General features: G+C 65.8%; 20 protein-coding genes. 12 read left to right on the top strand and 8 right to left on the bottom strand.

The genetic code is table 11. The features are described 5' to 3' along the window. The first annotated feature begins 3 nt into the window (after positions 1-3). The 4 genes from ehuC (at position 4) to DVB37_RS16580 (ending at position 3,307) form a co-directional block, all read left to right on the top strand. Complete coding sequence (gene ehuC, locus DVB37_RS16595; RefSeq protein ID WP_120156235.1) at positions 4-657, top strand: ectoine/hydroxyectoine ABC transporter permease subunit EhuC; 654 nt, start codon at positions 4-6, stop codon at positions 655-657. After that, on the top strand, positions 654-1,325 hold the full coding sequence (gene ehuD / locus DVB37_RS16590; RefSeq protein ID WP_046804682.1) for an ectoine/hydroxyectoine ABC transporter permease subunit EhuD: 672 nt from the start codon (positions 654-656) through the stop codon (positions 1,323-1,325). Before ehuC ends, ehuD begins: the two co-directional genes overlap by 4 nt. Then, the gene (gene ehuA / locus DVB37_RS16585) at positions 1,322-2,092 is read left to right on the top strand and encodes an ectoine/hydroxyectoine ABC transporter ATP-binding protein EhuA (RefSeq protein WP_104144436.1); all 771 of its coding nucleotides are present in this window, start codon (positions 1,322-1,324) and stop codon (positions 2,090-2,092) included. The genes ehuD and ehuA overlap by 4 nt, the downstream gene beginning before the upstream one ends. A 102-nt stretch (positions 2,093-2,194) precedes the next feature. Continuing rightward, positions 2,195-3,307, top strand: coding sequence for an NADH:flavin oxidoreductase/NADH oxidase (locus tag DVB37_RS16580; protein WP_046804680.1), 1,113 nt, complete (start codon positions 2,195-2,197; stop codon positions 3,305-3,307). A gap of 78 nt (positions 3,308-3,385) precedes the next feature. Here DVB37_RS16580 and DVB37_RS16575 read toward each other — a convergent pair whose 3' ends face one another. The 3 genes from DVB37_RS16575 to DVB37_RS16565 all read right to left on the bottom strand — a co-directional run bounded on the left by DVB37_RS16575 (position 3,386) and on the right by DVB37_RS16565 (position 5,304). Then, complete coding sequence (locus DVB37_RS16575; protein ID WP_120156234.1) at positions 3,386-4,039, bottom strand: dUTPase; 654 nt, start codon at positions 4,037-4,039, stop codon at positions 3,386-3,388. Between the two features lie 97 nt (positions 4,040-4,136). After that, a complete protein-coding gene (locus DVB37_RS16570; RefSeq protein ID WP_120156233.1) occupies positions 4,137-4,652 on the bottom strand; it encodes a hypothetical protein in 516 nt (171 codons plus the stop codon). Between the two features lie 13 nt (positions 4,653-4,665). Then, on the bottom strand, positions 4,666-5,304 hold the full coding sequence (locus DVB37_RS16565; protein WP_104144439.1) for a DedA family protein: 639 nt from the start codon (positions 5,302-5,304) through the stop codon (positions 4,666-4,668). Between the two features lie 121 nt (positions 5,305-5,425). Here DVB37_RS16565 and DVB37_RS16560 point away from each other — a divergent pair, with 121 nt between their 5' ends. The 6 genes from DVB37_RS16560 (at position 5,426) to DVB37_RS16535 (ending at position 10,859) form a co-directional block, all read left to right on the top strand. Further along, the gene (locus DVB37_RS16560; RefSeq protein WP_120156232.1) at positions 5,426-6,466 is read left to right on the top strand and encodes a metal-dependent hydrolase; all 1,041 of its coding nucleotides are present in this window, start codon (positions 5,426-5,428) and stop codon (positions 6,464-6,466) included. Between the two features lie 153 nt (positions 6,467-6,619). Continuing rightward, positions 6,620-7,387, top strand: coding sequence for an IclR family transcriptional regulator (locus DVB37_RS16555; RefSeq protein WP_046804675.1), 768 nt, complete (start codon positions 6,620-6,622; stop codon positions 7,385-7,387). A gap of 35 nt (positions 7,388-7,422) precedes the next feature. Further along, positions 7,423-8,127, top strand: a complete 705-nt coding sequence (gene pepE / locus DVB37_RS16550; RefSeq protein ID WP_104144442.1) for a dipeptidase PepE — start codon at positions 7,423-7,425, stop codon at positions 8,125-8,127. Further along, positions 8,124-9,053 (top strand): DUF1177 domain-containing protein, encoded by a 930-nt coding sequence (locus tag DVB37_RS16545; protein WP_120156231.1) that lies wholly within the window; start codon positions 8,124-8,126, stop codon positions 9,051-9,053. The genes pepE and DVB37_RS16545 overlap by 4 nt, the downstream gene beginning before the upstream one ends. Further along, complete coding sequence (locus DVB37_RS16540; RefSeq protein ID WP_120156230.1) at positions 9,050-9,739, top strand: AroM family protein; 690 nt, start codon at positions 9,050-9,052, stop codon at positions 9,737-9,739. The genes DVB37_RS16545 and DVB37_RS16540 overlap by 4 nt, the downstream gene beginning before the upstream one ends. Before the next feature lie 115 nt (positions 9,740-9,854). Then, positions 9,855-10,859 (top strand): tripartite tricarboxylate transporter substrate binding protein, encoded by a 1,005-nt coding sequence (locus DVB37_RS16535; RefSeq protein ID WP_120156229.1) that lies wholly within the window; start codon positions 9,855-9,857, stop codon positions 10,857-10,859. Positions 10,860-11,056: 197 nt separating this feature from the next. On the opposite strand, the gene coaBC is transcribed toward DVB37_RS16535, so the two are convergent. From coaBC to DVB37_RS16515, 4 genes are all read right to left on the bottom strand, one after another. Then, positions 11,057-12,253 carry a bifunctional phosphopantothenoylcysteine decarboxylase/phosphopantothenate--cysteine ligase CoaBC gene (gene coaBC / locus DVB37_RS16530; RefSeq protein WP_120156228.1) on the bottom strand — a complete coding sequence of 399 codons (1,197 nt, stop codon included), beginning with the start codon at positions 12,251-12,253 and terminating at the stop codon, positions 11,057-11,059. 164 nt (positions 12,254-12,417) lie between these two features. Beyond that, positions 12,418-12,951 (bottom strand): signal peptidase II, encoded by a 534-nt coding sequence (gene lspA / locus DVB37_RS16525; RefSeq protein ID WP_104144446.1) that lies wholly within the window; start codon positions 12,949-12,951, stop codon positions 12,418-12,420. A gap of 2 nt (positions 12,952-12,953) precedes the next feature. Then, positions 12,954-15,815 (bottom strand): isoleucine--tRNA ligase, encoded by a 2,862-nt coding sequence (gene ileS, locus DVB37_RS16520; protein WP_120156227.1) that lies wholly within the window; start codon positions 15,813-15,815, stop codon positions 12,954-12,956. Further along, a complete protein-coding gene (locus DVB37_RS16515) occupies positions 15,805-16,770 on the bottom strand; it encodes a bifunctional riboflavin kinase/FAD synthetase (protein WP_046804667.1) in 966 nt (321 codons plus the stop codon). The genes ileS and DVB37_RS16515 overlap by 11 nt, the downstream gene beginning before the upstream one ends. A 226-nt stretch (positions 16,771-16,996) precedes the next feature. Here DVB37_RS16515 and purN point away from each other — a divergent pair, with 226 nt between their 5' ends. Further along, positions 16,997-17,599 (top strand): phosphoribosylglycinamide formyltransferase, encoded by a 603-nt coding sequence (gene purN / locus DVB37_RS16510; RefSeq protein ID WP_240434151.1) that lies wholly within the window; start codon positions 16,997-16,999, stop codon positions 17,597-17,599. A gap of 1,234 nt (positions 17,600-18,833) precedes the next feature. Next, on the top strand, positions 18,834-20,309 hold the full coding sequence (locus DVB37_RS28955; RefSeq protein ID WP_120156225.1) for an RsmB/NOP family class I SAM-dependent RNA methyltransferase: 1,476 nt from the start codon (positions 18,834-18,836) through the stop codon (positions 20,307-20,309). A 77-nt stretch (positions 20,310-20,386) separates the two neighbouring features. Here the strand turns inward: DVB37_RS28955 and DVB37_RS16495 are convergent, their stop codons facing one another. Then, positions 20,387-20,782 carry a hypothetical protein gene (locus tag DVB37_RS16495; protein WP_120156224.1) on the bottom strand — a complete coding sequence of 132 codons (396 nt, stop codon included), beginning with the start codon at positions 20,780-20,782 and terminating at the stop codon, positions 20,387-20,389. Between the last annotated feature and the right edge of the window lie 258 nt (positions 20,783-21,040).

Genomic DNA, 21,040 nt, shown 5'->3' with positions numbered 1-21,040 from the left:
CCGATGCAAGTCGTTTCCGAACACATCGCGACACTCGTGCCGCCCTTGCTTGAGGGGCTGGTGGTGACGCTGCAAATCATGGGGGGCGCCGTCGTATTGGCGGTGCCGCTGGCCCTGGCATCGGGCGTCGGGCGCTTGTCGCCCGTGCGGCCATTGCGGTGGCTGTCGTCCGTGTACGTTGAAGTCTTCCGGGGCACGTCGGCCCTGGTCCAGCTGTTCTGGTTCTATTTCGTGCTGCCGCTGTTTGGCGTGCAACTGCCGGCCATGCTGGTGGGCATTGTGGTGCTGGCCCTGAACGCGGGCGCCTATGGGGCCGAAGTCGTGCGCGGCGCGATCCGTGCCGTGCCGCCCGGCCAGCGCGAGGCGGGCGTGGCCCTGAACCTGACTCGCGCGCAGATCCTGCGGCGCATCGTGGTGCCGCAAGCGATTCCGGCCATGCTGCCGCCCGCCGGCAACCTGCTGATCGAACTGATGAAGAACACCGCGCTGGTCTCGCTCATCACCATCACCGACCTGACCTTCCGCGGCCAGCTGTTGCGCAGCGAAACCCTGCGCACGACCGAGATCTTTGCCTTGATGCTGCTGATGTACTTTGCCGTCGCCCTGGTGATCACGGCCGGCGTGCGCGCCCTTGAGCGGAGGGTCCGAGTCCGATGACACCGATATTCGATTGGGCTTTCGCGCTGGAGATCCTGCCTACGCTCGGTTCGGCGCTCATCATCACGATCGAGGCCACGGTGCTGGGCATGCTGGTGGCCGTCACCCTGGGTCTGGTCCTGGCGATGATGCGGCGTTCGCGCCTGCGCATCGTGTCGCTGCCCACCGCCTTCGTGATCGAGTTCATCCGCAGCACGCCCCTGCTGGTGCAGATGTATTTCCTGTTCTATGTGCTGCCGCTGACGGGGGCGCAGATGTCGCCGCTGGCCACCGGCATTGTGGCGCTGGGGCTGCATTACGCCACGTATTGCGCCGAGGTCTACCGCGCCGGCATCGAAGCGGTGCCGCGTGGGCAGTGGGAAGCGGCCACGGCGCTGAACATGTCGCGCTGGCGCACGGCGGTGGGCGTGGTGTTGCCGCAGGCGATTCCGCCCGTGGTGCCGGCGCTGGGCAACTACCTGGTTGCCATGTTCAAGGACACGCCGCTGCTGTCGGCCATCACGGTGGTTGAACTGCTGCAACAAAGCAAGATGATCGGGTCGGCCACGTTCCGGTACACCGAACCGCTGACGCTGGTGGGCGTGCTGTTCCTGGCGTTGAGCCTGGTGGCGGCATGGGGTGTGCGCGGCCTGGAGGCCCGCCTGCAACGATATGGAGGAAAGCGATGAGCGCCAGCTTGACCATCAAGAATCTGCACAAGCGTTACGGAGAGCTGGAGGTGCTGCGCGGCATCAACCTGGAAATTCCAGCGGGCCAGACGGTGGCCGTGATCGGGCCGTCGGGTTCGGGAAAATCCACCTTGCTGCGGGTGCTGATGACGCTGGACCAACCCACCAGCGGCGACATTGAAATCGACGGGCAGCCGATGTGGACCGATGATCAGGGCCGGCCGGTGGGCGTCAATTCCGAATACCTGCGGCGCGTGCGCGGCAAGATCGGCATGGTGTTCCAGCACTTCAATCTGTTCCCGCACATGACGGCGCTGGGCAACACGATGGAAGCGCCGGTGCATGTGCTGGGCATGACGAAGGACCAGGCGCGTGAACGCGCCGTGGAATACCTGGACATGGTGGGGCTGGGCGACAAGCTGGACGTTTACCCCGCGCAGTTATCCGGCGGCCAGAAGCAGCGCGTGGGCATCGCGCGCGCGCTGGCGATGTGCCCGGAAATCATGCTGTTCGATGAAGTGACCTCGGCGCTGGACCCCGAGCTGGTTGGCGGCATCCTGGAGATCCTGCGCAAGCTGTCGGCCCGCCGCAGCATGACGATGATCATCGTGACGCACCAGATGAAGTTCGCCGAACGCAGCTCGGATCGCACGCTGTTCTTCGACCAGGGCAACATCGTCGAGGACGCTGAATCGTCCGTGCTGTTCAGCCAGCCGAAAGAAGCGCGCACGCGTCAATTCCTGGATTCGGTGATCGAAGGGCAATAGGGGCAGCGGCCGCACGCATTTAACCCTGACGGGGGCGATGGGATTGCGGCCGGTGTCATGGCCGGGGCGCTATGCTTTCGCATCCCAAGCCCGGAGGCCTACATGAGTCACCTGTTCAGTCCCACGTCGGTTGGCAACGTCCAGCTGTCCAATCGCATCGTCATCGCGCCGATGTGCGAATACTCGGCCGAAAACGGCTGTGCCAACGACTGGCACATGATCCACCTGGGTCACCTGGCCCTGTCCGGTGCGGCGCTGCTGTTTACCGAAGCCACCGCCGTCGAGCCCGACGGTCGGATTTCGCCGGGGGATCTGGGCCTGTGGTCTGACGAGACGGAAGCGGCACTGGGCCGCGTGGTGGCGGCGGTGCGGCGCTATTCGCCCATCAAGCTGGGCATCCAGCTGGGCCACGCGGGGCGCAAGGCGTCCAGCGACGCGCCCTGGAACGGCGGCCAGTTGGTGCCGCCGTCGGCAGGCGGCTGGCAAGGCTGGGCGCCATCGGCCATCGCGCACAAGGCCTCCGAACCGCCGCCCCATGCGCTGGACGAAGCCGGCCTGGCGCGCGTGCGCAACGCCTTCGTGGACAGCGCGCGGCGCGCCATCAGGCTGGGCTTTGACGCCATCGAGGTGCATGCCGCGCACGGCTATCTGCTGCATCAATTCCTGTCGCCGGTGGCCAACCAGCGCGACGATGCCTATGGCGGTTCGCTTGAAAACCGCATGCGCTTTCCGCTGGAAGTCTTCCAGGCGCTGCGTGAAGTCGTGCCGGCGTCGATGGCTTTGGGCGTGCGCGTGTCGGCCACCGATTGGGTCGAGGGCGGTTGGGACCTGGACCAGACCATTGCGTTCGCGCATCGGCTGAAGGCGCTGGGATGCGAGTTCATCGACGTGTCCAGCGGCGGCGTATCGTCGCAGCAGCAGATTCCCGTGGCGCCGAATTACCAGGTGCCGTTCGCGGCCGAGATCAAGCGGCAGGTTGGCATGCCGACGATCACGGTGGGCCTGATCACCGAGGCGCAGCAGGCCGAGGACATCCTGGCGCAAGGGCAGGCCGACATGGTCGCGCTGGCGCGCGGCATGCTGTATGACCCGCGCTGGCCGTGGCATGCGGCCGCGCAACTGGGCGGCCAGGTCGCCGCGCCGCATCAGTACTGGCGTTCGCAGCCGCGTGAGTTCAAGGAACTGTTCGGCGAAACGCGCTTCGGCCAACGCTGACATCCCGGCCAGCCGGGGCACAAAAAAAATCGCCGCGTATCGCGGCGTTTTTTTTGTCCGAACGAGGATGCCTTCGGATTACTTCAGGCGTGCGTAGGCCTGTTCCAACTCGCGCGCCATCGCATCGGCAAAATCGGCGCTGGTCGGGTCCAGTTGCGACAGCAGGCGCGCCAGCACCACGTTGTCTTCTTCGCCGTTCCAGATCTTGATGTACGTGCCTTCCTTGTAGCCATGTTGCTGGCGGAAGATGTTCAGCACGTTCTTGGACACGTACTGGGTGTAGGCGTCGTTCCAGCTCATTTCGCACGCCGTCATGGTCTGTTCCAGCACCTTGTAGCTGGCGCGGCCGCAAACGGCCAGGCCGCCGATCAGCTCCAGCAGTTCCGGCACGGGCAGGCCGTCCAGCGCGTAGGCGCGGCCATCAAGCGTGACGGAGGCGGGCGTGGCCAGGTCTGCCATCAGCGCGCTGGCCGCCTCGGCTTGCTGGCCGCCGGCCTGGACGATGGTGTGCGACAGGTAAAAGTGCAGGATGTCGACCAGTTCCATTTGCACCTGGGGCAGGTCGATGGTCTGCTTTTTCCACCATTTCCAGCCGTAGTGCTCAAGCGCCTCGGCCGATTCGACGAAGGCGGCGCGCAGGAAGCGCGAACCGCCGTTGACCCAGTCAGGATTGATCATGCTGTTCAAGTGGTCTTGCAACTTCAGCATCGTGGCCGCCTGGGCCTGGTTCAATCCGACAACGTTATTCACTTTCACTCCGTAATTCTTCAAGGGTCTTTGCGACAGCGGCGGAAATGTTAGCACCATTGCCATGCGCGTCCGCCCGGCTTCAGCTGTCCTTGCGATACGAAGACGTCTTCAAGGGCGGCAGCTTGCCCGGCGACATACCGCGCGGCTTGCGCGCGCTGCCGGCCGCCTTGAGCAGCATGAAGGCGAAGAAGGCCAGGAACACGGCGGGCATCAGCTGATCAAGCTCGAAATGCGAAGCCCGCAGGGCGCGGAACGCGATGTTGACCGCCGCCCAACCGGCCAACACGCCGCCGATGGTCAGGATGATGCCAACCTTGCGCTGGCGGGCGCGCCCCGCCAGCGATGCATCGGCCGCGTCCGACGGGGCAGTGGCGCCCGGCGCGCCGGCGGACGAGCGCGGCGATGCGGTATTGCCCCAAGGGGCGGTGGACAAGGAATCGCCCGTGGCGGGCGCGGGCACGGCTACCGTGGCTGTCGCCTGAGCGGACGCACGGCGCTTTTCGGGCACCTTGCCTGGCGTGACGCCGCCCGCCTGCGACAGGTTTTCGATGTAGCGCGCGAAATCGCCGTCTTTGGGCTCCAGGTCTATCGCCATGCCAATTCTCCGATCAGTTGCTGCGCCGTTGCCGCGCCGGCTGGCGGCGCTTGCGCACCATCGCCAGCAGAAGCCCGCATCCTAGCAGCACTGAGAGGCCCGCGCCGATCATCATGGCGATCTGCTGCGCATTTTCCGCGGTACCCAGACTGCGCGCGGTGATGTAGCCCGGCGCCAGCATCAGCGGCATCCAGAGCAGGGCCGACATGACGTTGGCCAATTGGAAGCGGTGATGCGCCATGCCCATCACACCGGCCACCGTCGGGATGGTCGAGCGAATCGGGCCGAGGAAACGGCCTATCAGTACCGACGCAAAGCCATAGCGGTAGAAAAACAGCCGCGCACGCGCCACGCCGGTGCGTTGCTGCTTGAGCGGCCAGCGGCGCAACACGCCCGGGCCGGCCCAGCGCCCCAGCCAATAGGAAATTGCATCGCCGACGATGGCGCCCGCGATGCCCCACGCGATGACGCCCCAAGGGTCCAGCGTGCCGGCGCCGATCAAGCCGCCGGTCAGCAACATCAGGGCCGTGGCGGGGATGAACAGGCCCACCAATACCAGCGATTCCCCAAGCGTCAGCAGGAAGGTGATGGGGCCGGCCCACACCTGGTTGGCCTCGATGAACAGCCCGATTTTGTCGATATATTGATCCATGAAGGCGAAGTCTGAAAATTAGCTGAAAGCAATCGGGTATCTTAACGCCTACCTGGATGGCCAAATGTTATCTAGGCTGTCTGATTGATGCGGTGCGACTGACGGGGTTGATTGGGAAGCTATGGATTCGGTAACACAAGCGGTGCTGGGCGCGGGCATACAGGGCGTCATGCTGGGGCGGTTTCAGGGGCGCCGGGCGTTGGTGTACGGGGCGGCGCTGGCAACGGTGCCCGACCTGGACGTGCTGATGCGCTATCCCGACCCGGTGTCGCTGATGACCTACCACCGGGGGTTTTCCCATTCGATATTCGTGCTGACCGGGCTGGCGCTGTTGCTTGCCTGGCTGATACGCAAATATTGGCCGCAGGCGCCGTATAGCGGCAGGCGGCTTTTCCTGACCTTATGGCTGGTGCTGGGGACGCACCCGGTGCTGGACGCCTTCACCGTGTATGGCACTCAGCTTTTCTGGCCACTGACGCCCGTTCCCGAAAGCTGGTCGGCAATCTTCATCATTGACCCGGTCTATACCGTGCCCTTGCTGCTGGCGGTGCTCTTCGCCATCGCCGTCGGCATGACGGGCCGCGCGCGGCGCCTGATGGCCGGCGCGCTGATCTTCAGCACGGCGTACCTGGGTTTCGGCCTGGCCAGCCGCATGGTGGCCGAAGACCGCGTACGCGACGCGATGCGCCAGGAAGGCATTGCCGTGACCGAGCTGCGGGCCGTGTCGATGCCGTTCAACACCCTGGTGTGGCGGGTCATCGCCAAGACGGCGGACGGCAATTATTACGAAGCCGTCAGCAGCCTGTTTGATCGCGACCGGCCGGAATGGCTGCGTCAGCCGCTGAACCTGGACCTGGCCCGGGTGCTGGACGATGTGCCCTTGCACCAACGCCTGCGTTGGTTTACCGATGATTGGCTGCGCTATGACGCCATTGGCGACGCGCTGGTCGTCAGTGACCTGCGCATGGGCATGGCAGGCCATTACACCTTTCGCTTCAAGATGGCCGAGCGCACGCCCGGCGGCGGCTGGACGCCGGTGACGCCGTCCACCTGGCCCAGCGAGCGGGGCGGTTGGGCGGAATTGAAGCTGGTGCTGGCGCGCATCCTGCATGCGCAGCCGCCGTTGCCGCTGGCGCAGTGGTCCACGCTTGCCGACCGCTAATCGCCCGCGCTGAAACCCACGCGGTCCCAGCCTCCAGCCCCCGGCACCCCGGGGGCTTTTTCTTTGCGGCAACGATCGGTATTGACCGCGTTCCGCGCCCGCATTATCCTTGTTCTCTATTAAGGAACCCAGGTTCCGGTTTATGGAACAAGCATGAGCATTCTCGATGGAGTCCAGCGCGTCCTGTCGCTCTACGCGGACGGCGCCATGGAACTGAGCTTTACCGACGTCGCCGCGCGCCTGGCCATGCCCAAGAGCACGGCATCGCGCCTGCTGAACCATATGCAGCGTTACGGCATGCTGGATCAGGACCCCGCCACGCGCCGCTATCGGCCTGGCGCCTTGCTGGCGCAGGCGGTACGCGCCGGCATGGCCGCCACCCCGCTGGACGAAGCCTGCCGCGATGTGCTGGTACGGCTGTCCGAAGACAGCGGGCTGACCGCCTACCTGTCCACCTTGAACCAGCGCGAAACCGTGGTGCTGCAACGTTTGAACGGGTCCCATCCCGTGCAGGTGCTGTCGCCGCCCGGTTCCCGCCGCAACGCGTCGGGCACCGCCATGGGCCGCGCACTGCTGTCGCGCTTGAGCGATGCCGAATTCCAGGCGCTCTATGGCGCCGACCCCGCGCAGCCGCTGCCCACTGAAGGCCGCGATTGCCCCGCTACCGTGGGCGACTTGGCGCGGCTGGTCGAGCAGACGCGCGCCGATCACTACGGCGTCGCCATCGATCAGGCCATGCCCGGCATCGGCGCCGTGGCCGCCGCCGTGCGCGACCCGGCCACCGGCGAATTGCGCGGCCTGTGCCTGTCGTTCGTGTCGTTTCAGGCTGATGCCGAGCGCGTGGCGCGCTTGCGTGAATTGGTCCTGACGCAAGTGGCCGGCCTGGGCCGCAAGTTGAACGACCCCTACTGGCTGACCTGAATTCTTCCCTTTGCCTTGTTGATGGAATCTTCCCCATGAACCTTTTGCTACTCAGCAATTCCAGCAGCGACGCCGGCTACCTGGTGCACGCCATGCCGGATATCCGCGAGCTGATCGAATCCTTGCCGCAAGGCGCGCCCGCCGTTTTTGTGCCGTTCGCCGGCGTCACGCGTGACTGGGACGACTACACCGCGCTGGTGGTATCCGCGCTGGCGGACACCGGCCTTGCCATCGAAGGCCTGCACCGCGCGCAAGACCCGGTAGCGGCGCTGGAAAAGGCCGCCGTCATCATCGTGGGCGGCGGCAACACCTTCAACCTGCTGGGCCAGCTGCGCCGTCAAGGCCTGCTGGACGTGGTGAAGCGCCGCGTGCGCGAGGGCGCGGCGTATCTGGGCTGGAGCGCGGGCTCCAACCTGACGTGCCCCACCATCTGCACCACCAACGACATGCCCATTACCGACCCGGGTGGTTTCGACGGCCTGGGCCTGATCACGTTCCAGATCAACCCGCACTACACCAACGCGCATCCCCCCGGCCACCGAGGCGAAACGCGGGCCCAGCGCCTGGCCGAGTTCTGCACCCTGAATCCCGACATGCCGGTGTTGGGGCTGCCCGAAGGCGCGGGGCTGCGCGTGCGCGGCGCCAAGGTGGCGCTGGTCGGCCCGCATGATGCGCCGTTGTTCCTGGGTCACACCGAGCCGCGCGTGTTCCGCCCCGGCCCGCTGGAGATCGCGGCATGAAGCAGGTGATAGACACCATCGAACTCCTGTCCTCGGCGCACATCACCGGCGAGGCGGTGGCGCGGGTGCTGCGCGACGCGGGCGATTGCGAGGTGCAAGTCACGCACCTGGAACGCGACGGCGCGGCGACCGATTTTTTGTCCATCGTCATTCCGGGCCTGGATGCATCCGCGCCGCAACTGGGCATAGTCGGCCGCCTGGGCGGCATCGGCGCGCGGCCCGCCGTGACCGGCCTGGTGTCCGATAGCGACGGGGCGGTGGTGGCGATTGCCGCGGCGCTCAAGCTGATGGCCATGGCGCGCCAGGGCGACGTGATGCCGGGCACCGTGCGCATCCGCACGCACATCTGCCCGCGCGCCGGCACGCGTCCGCATCATCCCGTGCCGATGATGCGCTCGCCTTTTCCCATGCGCGAAATGATGTCGCACGAGGTGGACCCGCGCATGGACGCCATCCTGTCCGTGGACACCACGCGCGGCAACCGCCTGGTGAACAAGCGCGGCGTGGCGCTGACGCCGGTGGCCAAGCAGGGCTATCTGCTGCGCATTCCCGAAACGATGCTGGACGTGATGGGCTGGGTCAGCGGCGAACTTCCCGTGACGCTGCCTTTGACGACGCAGGACATCACGCCCTACGAAAACGGCCTGTGGCACGTGAACTCGCTGATGCAACCGGCGATCGTCACCGACGCGCCTGTCGTTGGCGTGGCGCTGACGGCGCAAACCACCGTGCCCGGCTGCGCCACCGGCGTGACCAACGCGGTGGATGCCGACGTAGCGATGCGTTTCTGCATAGAAATTGCCAAGCTGTATGGCCTGCGCACGATGACGTTCTTCGATGATGCGGAATGGCGCGCGCTGCAATCGCGATACGGATCCATGGCGCACTTGCAAACCGTTGGGCATGACGATGGCGGTGCAGCATGAGCGCCGCCGCGACACGTCGCGTGGCGTTCTTCACCATCGGCCAATCGCCGCGCAGCGACGTCGTGCCCGAAATGGCGCGCCTGCTGGGCGAGGCCGTACATATCGATGAATTTGGGGCGTTGGACGGCTTGGACGCGGCCGCGCTGGCTGCAATGGCCCCGCGCGACGGGGAATATCGCTTTGCCACCCGCATGCGCGACGGCACGCAAATCGAGCTGGACGCCGCCGCCGCCGAAGCCCGGTTGGCCCAGGTGATGCGGCAGGCGGACGACGCCGGTTACGACGCGCTGGTGCCCCTGTGCACGGGCACCGCCATCGCGCCCATGCGCACCTTGGTGGTTGAGCCGCAGCAGGTCGTCGACCACCTGGTCGCGGGCCTGTCGCAGCACTGCCGCAACGTGGGGCTGGTTGTGCCCCTGGCTGAACAGGTCGACTTCTTTCACCTGGCGGTGCCGCTGGCCTGCGGCACGCAGATCGTGCATGCGTCGCCCTATGAAGCCGATGCGCTGCGGGCCGCGCAGAACTTCGCCCAAGCCGGGCAGGCCTTGGCATCGTGCGACCTGATCGTCATGCATTGCATGGGCTATGGGCAGCAGATGCGCGACGCGGTAGCCCAAGCCTCGGGCCGGCCGGTGCTGTTGTCCAACCGCATCGTGGCGCAGGCCTTGTCGCAATTATTGGAATAAAGCCGCCGATGTTTCAGCACGGCGTGGCGGTGGCGTTTTCATGCGCCGTCATGCCGGATGAGCGGCATGGGGAGACGAAGCTGTCTTCGTCAATTTATTGTTGGGAGTTGTTTTCATGTTCAGCCGTACCTTGCACCGCGCCGTTGGCGCCTTGTCCGCCGTTACTGTCTTGACGGTCTTGCCCGCGCTGTTGGCGCCCGCCCACGCCGCCGACGCGTGGAAGCCCACCAAGCCCGTGCGGCTGCTGGTGGGCTTTGCGCCCGGCGGCTCGGCCGACACCTTGGCGCGTCTGCTTGCCGATCCGCTGTCCAAGCGCCTCGGGCAGTCCGTTGTGGTTGAAAACCTGGCCGGCGCCGGCGGCAACATCATGGCGTACCGCCTGTCGCAATCGGCTGCCGACGGCTACACCATCGGCATCGCGGCCGCTGGTTCCATGGCCATCACGCACGTCCTGAATCCCAAGGGCACGAACTACAAGCCGTCGGACTTCACGCCGATCACGCTGGCTGCCGTGCAACCCAACGTGGTCATCGTCAACAAGGACGTGCCGGCCAATAATCTGGCCGAGTTGAAAGCGTATTTTCAGAATACGCCAACCGCTACCTACGGCACGGCGGGCGTGGGCATTTCCAACCACCTGATCGCCGAGACCATGCTGTACAAGTTGGGCGTGAAGGTGCCGCACGCGGCCTATCGTGGCGCGGCGCCGGTCATCACGGATTTGCTGGGCGGGCACATCGCCATGACGATGGACAACATCTCGACCGCCGCGCCGCTGGCCGCGCAAGGCAAGGTCAAGGCGATTGCCGTGGCCTCGCTCAAGCGCGCGCCGCAGCTGCCCAATGTGCCGACGCTGGATGAGCAAGGCCTGAAGGGCTTCGACATGCCAACGTGGCAGGGCGTGTTCGCACCCGCGGGTTTGCCGGCCGACGTGCTGGCCGCCTATTACGCCGCGCTGCAAGACGTGCTGAAAGACCCGGCGCTGGTTGAAAAGATGGCGGGCCTGGGTTCCGAGCCGGTTACGGAAATGACGCCGGAGAAGACGGCGCAGTTTCTTGAGAAGGATCGGCAGCAATGGGCCGATATCGTGAAGGCCGCGAACATCAGCCTGGAGCAGTAAAGCAGAAGGGCCCGCAAGGGCCCTTCTTTTTTTTTGGCGGAGAGCTGCCGGTCGGTGAGATGTGGATTGGCAAGAAACTGGCTGGCAAGAAACTGGCGCGCAAGAAGGGGGCCGCAAAGATGCGGCCCGAAAAGAATTTACTGGGAAAGATCTAGGCGGTAAAGAATTAGGCGGTAAAGAACTAGCCGGGAAAAATATCAGCCCGGTACGCGCGCCGCGATTTCGGCGATCAGGCGGCGGGCCGCTTCCAGCTTGTCACCCGCCGGCAGCGGGTGCGCGCCTTGCTCGTCGAACAGCACCAGTTCGGTGGTGTCGGCGTCCATGACCTTGTGCGCCAGGTTGCCCACCAGCAGCGGGATGCCCTTGCGCTGGCGCTTGGCTTCGGCATGTTCGGCGAGCTTTTCGGTCTCGGCCGCAAAGCCCACGCACCAGGGGCCGTTTTCCAGCTTGGCCACTTCAGCCAGGATGTCCGGATTCGGTTCGAATTCCATCACCGGCGCGCCGCCGCCTTCGCTGGTCTTTTTCAGCTTTTGCGTGCTGACGTTCTTCACGCGCCAGTCGGCCACGGCAGCCACGGCGATGAAGATGTCGGCGTCCGCCGCGCTGGCCATGACCGCGTCGTGCATCTGGCGCGCCGTCATGACGGACAGCGCCGTCACGCCGCGCGGCACGGGCAGGAACGTGGCGCCGGTAATCAAGGTGACGCGAGCGCCCGCTTCACGCGCGGCGCGGGCCAGCGCGTAGCCGGTCTTGCCCGACGAACGGTTGCTAAGCACGCGCACCGGGTCCACGGGTTCGGACGTGGGGCCGGCGGTCAACAACACATGGCGCCCGGCCAGCAGCTTGGGCTGAAAGAAAGCGATCAGGTCGGTCAGAAGCTCGTGCGCTTCCAGCATGCGGCCGTCGCCCGTTTCGCCGCAAGCCTGCTCGCCAGCCGACGGCCCCAACACGCTGACGCCATCCGCGCGCAGTTGCTGCACATTGCGCTGCGTGGCCGGGTTGGCCCACATCTCGCGGTTCATGGCGGGCGCCACCAGTAACGGGCAGGCGCGCGCAAGGCATAGCGTGGACAGCAGGTCGTCGGCCATGCCGTGCGCCAGCTTGGCCATGAAGTCGGCGCTGGCGGGCGCGATCAGCACGGCGTCGGCGCCGCGCGTCAGGTCGATGTGCGCCATGTTGTTGGGCACGCGCGCGTCCCAGGCGTCCACGAATACCGGGCGGCCCGACAGGGCCTGCATCGTCACGGGGGTGATGAAGTGCGTGGCCGCCTCGGTCATCACCACATCGACGGTGGCGCCTTGTTCGGTCATGCGCCGCACCAGCTCGGCGATTTTGTAGCAGGCGATGCCCCCGGTCAGACCGAGGACGATGCGTTTGCGGGCGAGATCGAGCATGAGGGCGTGGCGGCGGGTTCAGCGCCGTGAAATCAAGGAATGGAGGGTGATTTTATTCTGCATTGCGGCATTGCGCCGTTCGTCATGCATTCAGGGGGTATCAAGCGAGGCAAAAGCCGGGGGGGGCAGGGGCGGCCGGGGCAGAGCGCCCCGGCGCGAAGGCGTCAGGCCTGAGGCTTCTTACGGGCGCGGAGCAACTCGTCCAGCACCAGCAGCACGGCGCCGCAGCTGATACCCACGTCGGCCAGGTTGAAGGCCGGAAAGTAGGACTCGTTCCAGTAGAACAGCAGGAAGTCCACCACGTGGCCATAAGCAACGCGATCAATGACGTTGCCGATGGCGCCGCCCAGGATCAGCGTCAGCGCCAGGCTGAAGCGCGGCTGGCCATGCGTGCGACGCAGGATGATCGTGATGACCACGGCGGCCACGCAGCCCAGGCCGGTGAACAGCCAGCGCTGCCAGCCTTCCTCGGACGCCAGGAAGCTGAACGCCGCGCCGCGGTTGTACATCAGCGTGAAGTCGAACACCGGCAGCACGTTGACGCGTTCGCCATACTGAAACGAGGTGTTGAAGTACACCTTGGTCAGTTGGTCCAGCACGATGATCAGCAGCGCCAGCGCCAGCCAGCCGCCCACGCGCGCGGGCGCGGCGCGGGTGGCTGGGGCGGCCGAGGCTCCGGCGTCAGAGGGGCGGGCCATGTTCACGCCTTGTCGCGCGCTTCGCCCGAACCGAACAGGTTCGACACGCAACGGCCGCAGATCTCGGGGTGGTCGGCGTCCTGGCCAACGTCCAGGCGCCAATGCCAGCATCGTTCGCACTTTTTGTGCGTCGACGGCGTGACATCGATGCGCGTCTCGCCTTCACCCGCGTGCACGGTGGCGCGCGACACGATCAGCACAAAGCGCAGGTCGTCGCCCAGGCTGGCCAGCAGTTGCTGGTCGTCGCCGCTGGCGTAAAGATCCACTTCGGCCTGCAACGACGAACCGATATCACCCGCCGTGCGCACCTCTTCCAGCTTGCGCTGGACTTCGGCACGAATGGCGCGCAGGCGCGACCACTTTGCGGACAGCGCATCGGCGTCGGCAAACGGCGGCAACGCGTGGTAGACCTCGGTGAAGATGGTCGTGCGCGCGGCGTCGGCCTGGTGCTTGAGTGCCGAGCCAACCAGTTCCTTCCAGGCTTCTTCGGCCGTAAAGGACAGGATCGGGGCCATCAGCTTGAGCAGCGTCTGGGTGATATCCAGCAACGCCGTCTGCGCCGAGCGTCGCGCCACGCTGCCCGGAGCCGACGTGTACAGGCGGTCTTTCAGGATGTCCAGGTAGAACGCGCCCAGGTCTTCCGAGCAGAACGTCTGCAAGCGCGATACCGCCGGGTGGAAGTCGTAGCGTTCGTAGTTGGCCTGCACTTCGGCCTGCATCTGCGCCGTCATGGCCAGCGCGTAGCGGTCGATTTCGAACAGGTCGCCGTAGGGCACGGCTTGCGACACCGCGTCGAAGTCGGCCACGTTGGCCAGCAGGAAACGCAGCGTGTTGCGGATGCGGCGGTAGCCTTCGACCACGCGCTTCAGGATTTCGTCCGAGATGGACAGCTCGCCCGAATAGTCGGTAGAGGCCACCCACAAGCGCAGGATTTCCGCGCCCAGCGAGTCGGACACCTTTTGCGGGGCGATCACGTTGCCCACCGACTTGCTCATCTTGCGGCCCTGGCCGTCAACGACGAAACCGTGCGTCAGCAGCGCCTTGTACGGCGGTTGGCCGTACAGCATGCAGCCGGTCAGCAGCGACGAATGGAACCAGCCGCGATGCTGGTCCGAGCCTTCCAGGTACAGGTCGGCGGGCCAGCCCAGTTCGGCGCCGTGCGAGCCGGCGAAGTCGCCGTCCTTGCCGCCCAACACCGTGGCGTGCGTGCTGCCGGAATCGAACCAGACATCAAGCGTGTCGCGGTTCTTTTCGTATTGGTCGGCTTCGTCGCCAAGCAGGTCGCGCGGTTCAAGCGCTTGCCAGGCTTCAATGCCGCCTTGCTCGACGCGCTGCGCCACCTGTTCCAGCAATTCGGTCGTGCGCGGATGCAGCTCGCCGGTTTCCTTGTGCACGAAGAAGGCCATCGGCACGCCCCACTGGCGCTGACGCGACAGGGTCCAGTCCGGGCGGTTCGCGATCATGGCGTGCAGGCGGGCGCGGCCCCAGGCCGGGTAGAAGGCCGTGGCATCGATACCGGCCAGCGCCGATTCGCGCAGGGTCGGGCCGCCGTCTTTCGGGGCCACGTCCATGCCGGCGAACCATTGGCTGGTGGCGCGATAGATGATCGGCGTCTTGTGGCGCCAGCAGTGCATGTAGCTGTGCTTGTGCTTTTCGACGTGCATCAGCGCGCCGGCTTCGGTCAGCGCTTCGACGATCTTGGGGTTTGCGTCCCAGATGGACAGGCCGCCGAACAGCGCCAGGCTGTCCACGTACTTGCCGTCGCCCATGACGGGGCTGATGAAGTCGGTGTCTTTCATGCCGTGCGCCTTGCACGACACAAAGTCTTCAATGCCGTAGGCCGGGGCCGAGTGCACGACGCCCGTGCCCGAGTCGGCCGTGACGTAGTCGCCCAGGTAGACGGGGGCGCGGCGATCGTAGGCCGGGTTGAACTGCGCCAGCGGATGGCGGAATTCGATTTCGGACAGCGCTTGGCCGGGCGCCGTGGCGATGATTTCGCCTTCCAGGTTCCACGACTTCAGGCACGCTTCTACGCGGTCTTTGGCCACCAGCAGCAGCGGGCCGAACTTGGGCGCGGGCGATACACGCACCAGCGCATATTCGATTTCGGGGTGCACGTTCAGCGCCTGGTTGGACGGGATGGTCCAGGGCGTGGTCGTCCAGATGACGATCGCGCCGTTGTCCACCGAGTCCAGCCCGAAAGCCGCCGCCAGCTTGGCCGGTTCCGCGAACGGGAAGGCGACGTCAACCGCAGGGTCGACGCGGTCGGCGTATTCGACTTCGGCTTCGGCCAGTGCCGAACCGCAGTCAAAACACCAGTTCACGGGCTTCAGGCCACGGAACACATAGCCCTTGTCCAGGATGCGGCCCAGTGCGCGGATTTCGTCGGCTTCATTGCTGAAGTTCATCGTCATGTACGGGCGATCCCATTCGCCCAGCACACCCAGACGCTTGAAATCCTTACGCTGGCGGTCGATCTGCTCAAGCGCGTAAGCGCGAGCCTTCGACTGCACTTCGGCCACGGGCAGGTGCTTGCCGTATTTCTTTTCGATCTGGATTTCGATCGGCATGCCGTGGCAATCCCAGCCGGGCACGTAATGCGCGTCATAGCCGGCCATGTTGCGGCTCTTGACGATGATGTCCTTCAGGATCTTGTTGACCGCGTGGCCGATGTGAATGTCGCCGTTCGCATAGGGCGGGCCGTCGTGCAGCACGAAACGCGGCCGGCCGCGGCTGGCCGCACGAATCGCCTGGTAGACGTGGTTTTCCTCCCACTGCGAAATCCAGGCGGGCTCGCGCTTGGCAAGGTCGCCCCGCATGAGGAAGGGGGTATCGGGCAGGTTGAGGGTCTTTTTATAGTCCATGAACGGCAAAATAGGCGCGCGCGTTTCGCGCGTCTTCGGCGATGGCGGCAGTCAGGGAAGGGAGGTCAGGAAATTTTTCTTCATCCCGCAGCTTGTGCAGGAATTCGACGCGTACGAGTTTACCGTAAGCGTTGACGGTGTCGTCGAGCAGGTGTGACTCAAGTAGCACTCGGCCACGGTCTTCAACGGTTGGGCGCACGCCCAGGCTGGCCACGGCGGGCAACGGCCGGTCGGCCAGGCCATAAACCTGCACCACATAAATGCCCGAGCGCGCGGCGCAGCGTTCGGCCACGCGCAGATTCATCGTGGGGTAGCCCAGCGTGCGGCCCAGTTTCTGGCCGTGGATGACGTGGCCGCTGATATGGTACGGATGGCCCAGCAGATGGCGCGCACGGTCCAGATCGCCTACGGCCAAGGCCGTGCGGACTTCGGAACTGGAAATGCGATGACCTTGCTGGTCGGTGACGTCGGCAAGCGTTTGCACCTCGAATCCGTGGTGCATGCCGGCTTCACGCAGCAGGTCGATGTCGCCGCTGCGTTTATGGCCAAAGCGGAAATCCTCGCCCACCAGCAGCCACTTGGTTTGCAGGCCCTGCACCAGCAGGTTTTCGATGAAGGCGTTGGCCGACATCTCGGCCAGCCGGGCGTTAAAGCGCTGCACCACGACTTGGGAAACGCCGTAGCGCGCCAGCGCCGACAGCTTGTCGCGCAGCCCGGAAACCCGGGTCGGCGCCAGTTCGGGGCGTTGGTTCAAGGTGGCGAAGTACTCCCGCGGATGCGGTTCGAACGTCATCACGGAAGGGGTAAGCCCGCGCTCGCGGGCGGCTTCGCAGACGCGCGCCAGCATGGCTTGATGCCCGCGATGGACGCCGTCGAAATTGCCGATCGTCAGCGCGCAAGGAGCGCGCCGGTCGGGCGGAGGCAGGGATCGGTAGATACGCAGCGATGGTTTCACGAGCGAGAGTTTACAATTTTGGATTCCGGGTTTGTTCCAATCCCCCCAATCGTTCACGCGCCGACCGGTTTTCATGGCGTGGGAAGAGGGCGGACAAGCCCGCTGCGCCAAGCGAACCGCGTCCCAGCCGGGCGCGTTGGGGGCCATCTTTGGATTCTTTATCTTGCCGGAAACACAACTTTCTAAGCGCCGCCTTGTCATCCTGATTTCAGGGCGGGGCAGCAACATGCAGGCGCTGGCCGAGGCCTGCCGAAATGAGGGCTGGCCGGCTGACATTGCCGCCGTCATCGCCAGCCGCCCTGACGCGGGCGGCCTGGAATGGGCGGCCGCCCAGGGCATTCCCACCGCGGCCCTGTATCACAAGGACTACGCCAGCCGGGATGCTTTCGATGCCGCGCTGGCCGCCGAAATCGACCGCTATGCGCCCGATTACGTCATCCTGGCCGGCTTCATGCGCGTGCTGACGCCGGGTTTTGTCAACCATTACGCCGGTCGGCTGGTCAACATTCACCCGTCGTTGCTTCCGGCGTTTCCCGGCCTGCATACCCACGCGCAAGCGCTGGCGACGGGCGTGCGGGTGCACGGTTGCACGGTGCATTTCGTGACCCCGGTGCTGGATCACGGCCCGATCATTGCGCAGGGCTGTGTGCCGGTTCTGGCCGGTGATACGCCCGAACTGCTGGCCAACCGCGTGCTGGCAGTGGAACATCAGGCTTTTCCGGCCGCCGTGCGCTGGCTGGCCGAAGGCCGGGTTACCCTGACAACCGACCATCGAGTGGACGTGCAGGGGGATCCCGCACGCCTTTTCACCTGGTCGCCGGCCGCCTGAGCGGCCCCGAATCGCTTTTATCGGGCGGAACTCCTCCGCCCCACTGGAACACACCATGACTAAACCCCAATCTCCGCGTTCTCGTCCGGCAGGCTCCCCGAGGGCCGCTTCCGAAGGGCGCGACGGTCGGTCCTTTTTCTCGCGTCCGAAGGGCGAAGCCCGCGAGGCGCCGGCGCGCGAGCAGCGTACCGAGCGAGGGCGCGATGAGCGTCCCGCCCGCGATGCGGGCCGCCCGGCGCCGCGCGCGTCGTTTGACGCCCAACGTGGCGAAGGGCGCGGCGAAGGCCGTGCCGGGGCGCGCGGCGATCGCGGCTCCTTTGGCGGCGATCGCGGCTCGTTCGGAGGTGACCGCCGGGAAGGGCAAGGCCAGGGCCGCCCGGCCCCCCGCCCGTCCTACGACGCCCCGCGCGGTGAAAACCGTGGCGGCGAGCGTGGTTCCTATGGCGCGGAGCGCCGTGGTGGCCAAGGACAAGGCCAAGGCCGCCCGGATTCGCGTCCGTCCTATGGCAACGGCCCGCGTGGCGAGAATCGTGGCGGCGAACGTGCTTCCTATGGTTCGGAACGTCGTGGTGAACAAGGGCAAGGCCAAGGCCGCCCGGATTCCCGCTCGTCCTACGGCAACGGCCCGCGTGGCGAGAATCGTGGCGGCGAACGTGCTTCCTATGGTTCGGAACGTCGTGGTGAACAAGGGCAAGGCCAAGGCCGCCCGGATTCCCGTTCGTCCTACGGCAACGGCCCGCGTGGCGAGAATCGTGGCGGCGAACGTGCTTCCTATGGTTCGGAACGTCGTGGTGAACACGGCCAAGGCCAAGGCCGCCCGGATTCCCGTCCGTCCTATGGCAACGGCCCGCGTGGCGAGAATCGTGGCGGCGAACGCGCTTCCTATGGTTCGGAGCGTCGTGGTGAGCACGGCCAGGGCCAAGGCCGCCCGGATTCTCGTCCGTCCTATAACAATGGTCCCCGTGGTGAAAGCCGTGGCGGCGAACGCGGTTCCTACGGGGCCGAGCACCGTGGGGGTGAGCGCGGTACCTCCTATGGCGCCGAGCGCCATGAACGTCAGTCGCGCCCGTCCTACGACGGCCCTCGTGGGGATGACCGTGGGGAGCGCGGCCAGTATGCCGGCCCGCGCGGCGGTGACGCCGGGCAGGGCAATCGCGAACAGTCGTCGCAAAAGCCGCAGTTCAACCGTCCGCGCCAATCGTATGCGGCCATCCGCATCGATCAAGTCCAGCGCGTGCTGGGCGAAATTCTGCAATGGACCTATCCGGCCGACGCCGCGCTGTCGCACTGGCTGCGCCACCACCCGAACCTGGGCGCGCGCGATCGCTCCGAGGTCGCCGAAGCCGTTTACGACGTGCTGCGTCACCTGCGTCGCTACCGCCAATTCGGCGAAAGCGGCGTGGGTCCCGCGTCGCGTCGCCTGGCCATTCTTGGTTTGAACGCCACCCTGGGCGCCGAAGCGCTGGAAGAGGGCCTGGATGCCGCCGAAGCGGAATGGCTCAAGCGCGTGTCGCAGATCGATTTGTCCACGTTGCCGCGCGCCGTGCGAGGAAGCATCCCTGACTGGCTCGACGAGCGCCTGGCGCTGATGGACAGCCCGGACACGCTGGTCGAAGCGCTGAACCGTCAGGCCAGCCTGGATCTGCGCGTCAACCCGCTTAAGGTCGAACGCGACGCCATGCTGACGGAACTGCAACAAAGTGCAGGCCGCTACGAGCCCGTCGCCATGCCGTTTTCGCCCTGGGGCATCCGCATGGAAGGGCGTCCGGCGATCAACCGCTGGCCGCAATTCGAAAACGGCAGCATCGAGGTTCAAGACGAAGGCAGCCAGTTGCTGGCCCTGCTGGTCGCGCCGCGCCGTGGCGAAATGATCATCGATTTCTGCGCGGGCGCCGGCGGCAAGACGCTGCTGCTGGGCGCGCTGATGCGCTCCACCGGCCGCCTGTACGCGTTTGACGTGTCGGCCGCGCGCCTGGCCCGTGCCAAGCCGCGCTTTGCGCGCAGCGGTCTGTCGAACGTGGTGCCGGTTGTGATCGACAGCGAGAACGACGCCCGCGTAAAGCGCCTGGCCGGCAAGGCGCAACGCGTGCTGGTGGATGCCCCGTGCAGCGGTATTGGCACCTTGCGCCGCAATCCCGACCTGAAGTGGCGCCAGCACCCGCAGGCACTGGCCGAACTGGGCCAGTTGCAGGAGCGCATTCTGAACAGCGCCGCGCGATGCGTGGCGCCGGGCGGACGCCTGGTGTACGCCACGTGCAGCCTGCTGGCCGAAGAAAACGAAGTACAGGCCGAGCGCTTCCTGGCCAGCCATCCCGACTTTGAACGCGTGGACGCGGCCGAGATCCTGGCTTCGCGTTGCGAAAACCTGAAGCTGGAAGGCCCGTATCTGCAACTGCGTCCTGACGTGCACGGCACGGACGGCTTCTTCGCGGCGGTATTCGAGCGCAAAAAGAAGGGCGCGGCCACCGACACGGCAGCGGGTGCGGACGCCGTTGTGGCAGCGGAAGCGGCCGACGCCGATCTTCTGGAAGATGGCATCCCTGACGAGCAATCGGATCGGGAACTGGAAACGGCGACCGCGACGGCCACCCCGCCGGCAGCCGTCGATTCCGAGGCTGGGGACGATGCCCAGCTGATTCCTGAGTCGGCAGCGTCTGAGGCGGTATCCGATCCGGCAGCCGACGCCGGTAAGCAGGACAAACCCGCCTGACGCTCCGGGTGGGCGGCGACACGGTCGGTGGGCGGGTCCTGCGATCTTCGGATTGCTCCCCGCTTGCCGGGCCGAGCCTACCGGGCCGGCGCCACGCCGATGGTCGCGCTATAGCGCCGGGTGCCCAGCGTCTTGTTCTGGTATTTCACTTCCCAGGCCAGGGTGTCGGCGCCCGGTTGATCCGCGGCGTACACCACCTGCGATACCGGCACGGCCTTGTAAGCGCACCGCCCGCTGTCACTGGACTGGCCGCGCGTCTGCACGATGCTGGCCTTGCCCAGCGTCGGGTTTTGCGTGATCACCACTCGTGGCGCCCGCAGCGCCAGGCAGTCAGACCCCCGTATCTCGTAGTACGACGCCAGCACGGTTACATCGCCGGACTTCAAGTTCTGCGCTAGCGCGGGTGTGTGGGCGGTCAGCGCCATCAGCGTCAAGGCCGCGAAAAATAAGGGACGGGTTTTTCTGAACAGCATGAGTGGGGCAAAAGAGACAGTTTTGGACCGCATTGAGCGCAACAAACAGGCATCGCAAGGCGCCTCGGCGGGCGGAACGCTGTTTGCTGACAGGAACTTTAGTACCGGAATGTAGCCAAAACCTGGTGTCTTTGCGAATACCCCCCACATAGAAGGGGTAGCCGGCCCTGAAGGCCGTCTATCGGCGAGACCAGCCTCGCGATCGGCCTGAAGCGGTCGCGAGAGAGGGTTTTTGTGCTCTGAAATCGGGGCTTAGTC

The sequence above is a fragment of the Achromobacter sp. B7 genome, assembly GCF_003600685.1.
In the GTDB taxonomy this organism is placed as follows: Bacteria; Pseudomonadota; Gammaproteobacteria; order Burkholderiales; family Burkholderiaceae_B; genus Achromobacter; species Achromobacter spanius_B.
Note: the sequence above shows the minus strand (reverse complement) of the source record. Positions and strands in the feature narration are given on the sequence as shown.

Excerpts from the sequence above, each read along its gene's own strand:
- ehuC (WP_120156235.1), top strand. The coding sequence starts at position 4 with ATGCAAGTCGTTTCCGAACACATCGCGACACTCGTGCCGCCCTTGCTT.
- ehuD (WP_046804682.1), top strand. The coding sequence starts at position 654 with ATGACACCGATATTCGATTGGGCTTTCGCGCTGGAGATCCTGCCTACG.
- ehuA (WP_104144436.1), top strand. The coding sequence starts at position 1,322 with ATGAGCGCCAGCTTGACCATCAAGAATCTGCACAAGCGTTACGGAGAG.
- DVB37_RS16580 (WP_046804680.1), top strand. The coding sequence starts at position 2,195 with ATGAGTCACCTGTTCAGTCCCACGTCGGTTGGCAACGTCCAGCTGTCC.
- DVB37_RS16570 (WP_120156233.1), bottom strand. The coding sequence starts at position 4,652 with ATGGCGATAGACCTGGAGCCCAAAGACGGCGATTTCGCGCGCTACATC.
- DVB37_RS16565 (WP_104144439.1), bottom strand. The coding sequence starts at position 5,304 with ATGGATCAATATATCGACAAAATCGGGCTGTTCATCGAGGCCAACCAG.
- DVB37_RS16560 (WP_120156232.1), top strand. The coding sequence starts at position 5,426 with ATGGATTCGGTAACACAAGCGGTGCTGGGCGCGGGCATACAGGGCGTC.
- DVB37_RS16555 (WP_046804675.1), top strand. The coding sequence starts at position 6,620 with ATGAGCATTCTCGATGGAGTCCAGCGCGTCCTGTCGCTCTACGCGGAC.
- pepE (WP_104144442.1), top strand. The coding sequence starts at position 7,423 with ATGAACCTTTTGCTACTCAGCAATTCCAGCAGCGACGCCGGCTACCTG.
- DVB37_RS16545 (WP_120156231.1), top strand. The coding sequence starts at position 8,124 with ATGAAGCAGGTGATAGACACCATCGAACTCCTGTCCTCGGCGCACATC.
- DVB37_RS16540 (WP_120156230.1), top strand. The coding sequence starts at position 9,050 with ATGAGCGCCGCCGCGACACGTCGCGTGGCGTTCTTCACCATCGGCCAA.
- DVB37_RS16535 (WP_120156229.1), top strand. The coding sequence starts at position 9,855 with ATGTTCAGCCGTACCTTGCACCGCGCCGTTGGCGCCTTGTCCGCCGTT.
- coaBC (WP_120156228.1), bottom strand. The coding sequence starts at position 12,253 with ATGCTCGATCTCGCCCGCAAACGCATCGTCCTCGGTCTGACCGGGGGC.
- lspA (WP_104144446.1), bottom strand. The coding sequence starts at position 12,951 with ATGGCCCGCCCCTCTGACGCCGGAGCCTCGGCCGCCCCAGCCACCCGC.
- ileS (WP_120156227.1), bottom strand. The coding sequence starts at position 15,815 with ATGGACTATAAAAAGACCCTCAACCTGCCCGATACCCCCTTCCTCATG.
- purN (WP_240434151.1), top strand. The coding sequence starts at position 16,997 with ATGCAGGCGCTGGCCGAGGCCTGCCGAAATGAGGGCTGGCCGGCTGAC.
- DVB37_RS16495 (WP_120156224.1), bottom strand. The coding sequence starts at position 20,782 with ATGCTGTTCAGAAAAACCCGTCCCTTATTTTTCGCGGCCTTGACGCTG.